General features: G+C 42.8%; 5 protein-coding genes. 1 reads left to right on the top strand and 4 read right to left on the bottom strand.

From position 1 onward, the window contains the following. Window positions 1–395: 395 nt before the first annotated feature. From QUA47_RS30320 to QUA47_RS30335, 4 genes are all read right to left on the bottom strand, one after another. Entirely contained in the window at window positions 396–743 is a 348-nt protein-coding gene (locus QUA47_RS30320; RefSeq protein WP_333433546.1) for a hypothetical protein, read from the bottom strand. Between the two features lie 155 nt (window positions 744–898). Further along, window positions 899–1,666 (bottom strand): hypothetical protein, encoded by a 768-nt coding sequence (locus QUA47_RS30325; RefSeq protein ID WP_333433547.1) that lies wholly within the window; start codon window positions 1,664–1,666, stop codon window positions 899–901. A 128-nt stretch (window positions 1,667–1,794) separates the two neighbouring features. Further along, a complete protein-coding gene (locus QUA47_RS30330) occupies window positions 1,795–2,250 on the bottom strand; it encodes a hypothetical protein (RefSeq protein ID WP_333433548.1) in 456 nt (151 codons plus the stop codon). A 386-nt stretch (window positions 2,251–2,636) separates the two neighbouring features. After that, the gene (locus tag QUA47_RS30335; RefSeq protein ID WP_333433549.1) at window positions 2,637–2,978 is read right to left on the bottom strand and encodes a hypothetical protein; all 342 of its coding nucleotides are present in this window, start codon (window positions 2,976–2,978) and stop codon (window positions 2,637–2,639) included. Window positions 2,979–3,023: 45 nt separating this feature from the next. On the opposite strand from QUA47_RS30335, the gene QUA47_RS30340 reads away from it, so the two are divergent. Then, entirely contained in the window at window positions 3,024–3,161 is a 138-nt protein-coding gene (locus tag QUA47_RS30340; protein ID WP_333433550.1) for a hypothetical protein, read from the top strand. Window positions 3,162–4,483 lie beyond the last annotated feature (1,322 nt).

Consider the following 4,483-nt stretch of genomic DNA (forward strand, 5'->3'; position numbering starts at 1 on the left):
CTCTGTGAAAAACAGATACTGCGATTGCTTCGTTATTCGCTCGCAATGACAAAAAAACATTAACTGAACCGTATTGACCTATAGGCAACATTCTAGGAATCGCCCAATAGATTTAATTGTGAAACCCGATCCAAAAAAACCAGGTAAAAAAATGGATACCGACCTGGTGCTTAAAGAAGGTTTAAAATGGTGCAAACAAGGACACCACCTCTCTAGAGGGAATATCCATATTTTTTAGGTCAGGACGTAGAAGTGTTGCAGCTAAGTCAGGATATTGAGCTATCCTGACTTAGCCTTCGGGTGTGCCGTGTCAGGCATTGAAAAATCGAATTTTCAATACCTCCCCCACCGATCGGAACGGCTAAAACTTCATCAGGATATGAACGTATCCTGAGCTAGCTTTCTGTCTCAGCCCAGGATTTTCCTTTAAACCAACTTGCAAGCTGATCAACAGCTTTTGAAAATTCACACTTTTCTTCTAAGTCCATATCACGTATGCACTCAACCAAACCTCCATGCAGAGCTTGCCCGCTAGTTTTGGCTATGAAACGTCTAATAGTTTTGATCCAACCACGGGCACTTTCGTCGTCAACTTGTGTTTCATCAAAATCTTGAAATGCTTGTCTGCATTGAATCCGCGCTTCGATAAAACTTTTTTCTTCTCCATCACGATGTGGTGTCATAAGCTCTGTTCGAGCTCTTGAAAATCTGTCAGCTTGGTTGGCAAAGCTATATTTTGTCACTTAGTCACCTCTCTACTATTTATAGAATTTCTCAATTATAACAATTTGTTGAGAATAGACGTTGTAGAGATTGGATCAAAAAATAGAGATATCCTGAGCCAGGGCTTAAAGTTACCCAAAGAGTTCTGCAACCTCTATATGTAACCGCTAGTTATTTACCAGTCCACTGTGTCACGCGGTTCAAGCTTAGAAGTATTCTCCTTAAATTCTACCGCCGGAGAATTTAAGGAAAGTTCATCCCATTTTTTTTGAAATTCAACATCGCGCATCATCTGGTTAAAGAGTTCTTCGCAGTGACAGACTATCCATACATCCGAGAGGGTTGGTCTTTGCGGTAATTTCGGAATTACAACTTGGTACGCAAAATAGCTGAGTTCCCTCCGAATTGATTCATCAAAATTTTTCCAAAGAAATTCATTTCTCTCTCTTTTTGCTTCTGAGAGAGTTTGATTAGTCTGATTAAAGTCTGAAGAAGTCTGAAGAGTTTTAGAATCCTTACTGGGAACAGGATGCAGAGATTCGTTTTCTCTTTCTTGCGATTTCGGTCTCATTTCTGCTTTTGCTGTCTCATTTTTGAGAGTAGCTGTCTCATTTTTGAGAGTAGGCTCTGATTTTTGAGACTCTTGTCTCATTTGGGAAATTCCCTCTAAATTCCTAAAACTGACTTTACTCTCCTGAAAATCAAATATTCCTAACTCCTGAAATTTAGCTTTTGCCCTGTAGTAAGTGGCTTTACTCATGCCACACTCTCTCATGATGTCGAGTGGGTCTAATTCTTTGTACCGATCGCCCCAAGGGTCTTGCTCTGTTAAGTAAGCCCAGAAGCGCCACTCAGCAGCGGATAAGCCAGCCTCTCTCAGTTTCTTAGCCATAGAGGAAGTAAAGGGGTAGAATTGCCCAGGAATAGCTGTAGAATAGGTCATAAGTCATTGCTCGCCCTAAGCGAGTGTGATGTGAATTAAATCCAAAAAGCCGCTGCTCAGTGTCCAATTGATTTAGCGGTTTTTTGGTGTGTGTAGTTTAAACACAAGGGAAAACCGCCCGCTTAGTTTTAAGCGAGCAGAAGTAAATCGCTGCGAGTACAGCCATTCGATTCAATCTTGGGGATAGGAATAAAGATTTTAGGCGGGTCGCGACCTGTTTCAATTTTGCAGAGTTCGGTGTCAGTAGATGTAAGCTCATCTATGACCCACAAGAAGGCATCCACTAAGAGCTCCAAAAAGTGCGTTTTGAGCAAAGCTCGCAGCATAACCGTGATTTCTTTGCCGATATACTGGGTCATTAATCTGACCACACAAGTCCAAAAATCAAAATCCTTTTTGGAGAAGCCATGTAGAACAAGCGTTTTTAACAATGCGGACGGCATTGGAATTAGTGGCATCGCCATTATTGGTGGCTCCTGAGCCCAAAACAGAGCAGTATAATACTCAAATATCGTTTGCCCTGGAGCTGTTAAAGCCCAGACATTGCGTTCAACGAATTCGATGCAAAAATTTAAATCCACCATATTTTCAGGATATAGCGTTCTAAGTCTTTATTTTTGCTAACCGCTAATTTTAGGGTGTCTACACTGCTGTCTACAGTTTCCAATTTTTGAAAGTGGTTAGTTTACCACATATGTTTTTTTTTGGGGAGTTTACCGGGTATCACCAGACCCGGTTAGCGCGGCCGGGGGGGCGGGGCATAGCCCGCCTGCTCCCCCCGGCCCACGTTCTCATTAACTTAAAAAAGTATTTGGGCTTTTGTAGCGTTTCTCCTCCAATTCTAGCATTCGTTTAGCACGTTCTGTTCAGTTTTATGTGGTTGTCTTACGTACAGTGCTGCCTGTAAAACAAAGCTGTATGTGGCTGTCTTACGAATATTGCTAACCGTAAGACAGCCACAAGAGGACGTTTAAGCGCGTTTAATCAATCTCAAGTCACACCCCATGTTCGGTTCCCCATCATAGGTGGGATAAGAGAAAACATCAGAAGTGCTGTGCGTCCACCGCACAAAATATATCCAAGTGTTTTGGGGTAACCACGACTCGGCTTCTGAAACCCATCGAAGACCTAAAACTTCCCCAAAATCAGTACCAGCATACTCAACTCCCTTCGCGTCTTCAGCTTCCCAGTCCTCAGATACCAAATCACCGATCGCAAACTCTGGTAGAGGCAAAGATTTAACCAGCAGCTCGCGCCGGGGAAATGCAGAAGTTTCCACGCTTGCACTAGACAAGCATTCTAAAACTGACATAATTATTAAGCTCCAAACGTTCTACTACAACGATTTGGGGAAGTCGTGGTTTGGCTAGCATTGCAAGTGCTCGTCAACCGCGCATCAATCTTCCTTACCAACTACGATCGCACCCTTGCTGACAGGTGTCAAGCTGTCCGTCTGACAGCTATCGGACAAGCGTCTGTCAGATTGTCCGTCTGACAGCTAAAACACTTATATTGCAAGGTGTCAGGAGTTTGTCCGATTTGTTAGGTTTACCGTTCCACCCGCATTCCATCAGGGCTTCCGAGGTTTTTTCTGTCCTGTCAGGGAAGCTTCCGCAGTGTTCCGAGGCTTCCAGCGGAACACTAAATTTTAACTGCTGGAACACTAACCGAGGGAAGCATTAAAGGAGCAATTAGGATGTAAGACACTCCTAAAAAGTTGTAAGACGATATAGGTAAATGTAAGACGACACAGGCAAAGCGTAAGACATAGTTAGACAAACTGTAAGACAGTATACCAAGCGCGTTACACATGACTTTTGGTGTCCTCTTCGCCGGACGGGCGGACGGGATTTTTTCGACGGTTTCTAAATCTTTTTACCTCAATAAAGACTTAACGCCCCGTCAAAAAAATCCCGCTAGGAATCAAGGCGGGGATACGCAATTTTCCTCGCCTAGAGCTTGAAACTGGTACAGCTACGTGAGGATATAGAAATTCTGATTTCTATTTGACTCTCTAACTTTTAGAAGTGGAATGTCATTTTTAGGCAACGGTGCAGCAAGCATCTTGGCAACCAAATCAGCCCCAACAATCTAGCTCGTGATACAGAACCTAGCGAGTGAGAGTGTAAATGTATGACAAACACGTAAAACACGTAAGACAGAAAAACCAGGACAAAACAAAGTTGATGTCAATACACAACAATCCAGACCCCATAAGGGATTGAGTGATGTTAGAATTTTAAATTTCAGATTTTAGATTTTTTTAAAAACTAATTATGATTTCATTTTCAATTTGAAACTTTAAATCTACAAGTCAGACTGATTTATACAGCATCCTCAATCACTCTCACTTTGATCGCAAGGAAAAAAGTTTCAGACCGTGACGAAGTTCGTACTTCCTAGCCATCGGCTGAGGGAGAATACTGGATGAGACATGAGAGGTCTGGAGGCAAATCTGATGAACTGGAGGAAGTGCGCGGTAGCCTGTAGTCTACGACTGGTGACAGCTTGTAGTGTACTACTGGTGACAGTTTGTATTGTAGAGCTACTTAGAGAAGGTTTTACGGAAAGGAAAAGAGGAGGCTGGCATATAGATTGGCAAGCACAATATGGGGAAAAGTGGCCACTCACCGTCCCAGAAGGGATGTTTCACTGTACTTATTTTATGGGTAAACTCCAATCCGTTGCTTTCTGGCATAAGGGGTTCGACTACCATCTCATTCCTCTTGCTACCTATAGGCCAATACGGTTCAGATAAGACACTCATGGAGACAAAACTCTGTGAAAAACAGATACTGCGATTGCTTCGTTATTCGC

The sequence above is a fragment of the Microcoleus sp. MON2_D5 genome (genome assembly GCF_036701905.1).
Taxonomy (GTDB): domain Bacteria; phylum Cyanobacteriota; class Cyanobacteriia; order Cyanobacteriales; family Microcoleaceae; genus Microcoleus.